1 protein-coding gene is annotated in these 1,355 nt (G+C 42.0%); it reads right to left on the minus strand.

The genetic code is table 11. From position 1 onward, the window contains the following. Window positions 1-19 precede the first annotated feature (19 nt). Window positions 20-1,201: a metal ABC transporter substrate-binding protein gene (locus A5295_RS05970; protein ID WP_004108796.1), complete on the minus strand. Its 1,182-nt coding sequence runs from the start codon at window positions 1,199-1,201 to the stop codon at window positions 20-22. Window positions 1,202-1,355 lie beyond the last annotated feature (154 nt).

Raw genomic sequence — 1,355 nt, forward strand, 5'->3', positions numbered from 1 at the left:
TTTTACTGTTATTTATATGTTACTTCTTCAATGCAGTCTTAACTGAATCTGGAAGTTCAGGAACATTACCATTCCAAGCTTTCACCAATGTTTCAACATTGTGAACAATGGAACCGATGTAAGTTTCGCCTGCAGATCCGACTGGTCCAAGCGAATCTCCATAAAGTGCGTCGTCGCCAATAACAGCCTTTACTCCTGCTGCTGCAGCAACAGCCTTGATAGACTTGGAATTGTTAGAATTCTCAGCAAAAATCGCAACAGCTCCGGACTTCTTGACATCTTCTGCAGCTTTCTGAATATGATCTGCAGTAGCATCCTGCTGGCTGTTGAAATCAGAAAGTGCTGCACCAATGAACTTCACATTGTAGTCACGAGAGAAGTAACCGAATGCATCGTGAGAAGTGAAGAGAACACGATGCTTTTGTGGCACACTATTCAAAGCTTTAGTTGCCCAAGCATCCAAATCAGTCAAAGACTTAACGAACTTTTCAACATGCTCATCGAAAATAGATTTGCTCTTAGGAAGAGCTTTTCCGAGGAAATAACCAATATTCTTAACCTGAATCATCGTGTTCTTCGTGCTGGTCCAAATATGTGGATCGTACTGGAATTCAGGCTCCTTCTCGCCTTCTTCTGGAGGGAATGGCCACTTTTCAGCATGCACCTTAGCGATACCGCGATCAACCTTGTATGGAAGATCCTTTTCCTTAGCAGTCTCAGCCTTTGGATCCTTGATTTCGTCAGCAGTGAGAATACCGGAAGTTACACCCATAGTGCCCTTAAAACCGGTAGCTTTCACAGCTTGATCCAAGAAGTGCTCGAGATCTACACCAGAAACAAGCATCAAATCAGCCTTAGAAAGAGCTTTAGATTGAGCTGGAGTCATTTCATGCTCATGAGCAGAAGCGTTTGGCGCAAGCAAGCAGGTCAAATTAATTGTTGACTTTGCTTTGTCTTGAGGAGCTCCGATTACAGACTTCTTGCCCTGAGAATCAGTCTTATTGAGGCTCAATCCAGATTTTGCGTCAGCAGTTGAAGCGATTTGAGTTACGTAATCGCAAATTTGAGTTGTAGTTGCCACTACATTTACTTGATTGCCCTTCGCCTTATTTTCGGCATTTTTTGCAGAGCCGCAAGCACCCATAGAAGTTGCTAATAATGCAACCGCAGCTGCAGTTGCGAAAATTCGTGAAGTTTTCACACTCGTTCCTTTCGGGAATCTTTAACTGTTATTGCATGGGTTGATTGTGAGAGGTACTCATGAAAGCTATTCATGAAAAAAATAATCATTCGCAATAACGCTTATAGCATAAGAAAAATATGCGTAACGGTCAATAAAAAATGTGAAAAAATAT

The organism is Gardnerella sp. 26-12, assembly GCF_001660745.1.
Lineage (GTDB): Bacteria > Actinomycetota > Actinomycetes > Actinomycetales > Bifidobacteriaceae > Bifidobacterium > Bifidobacterium swidsinskii.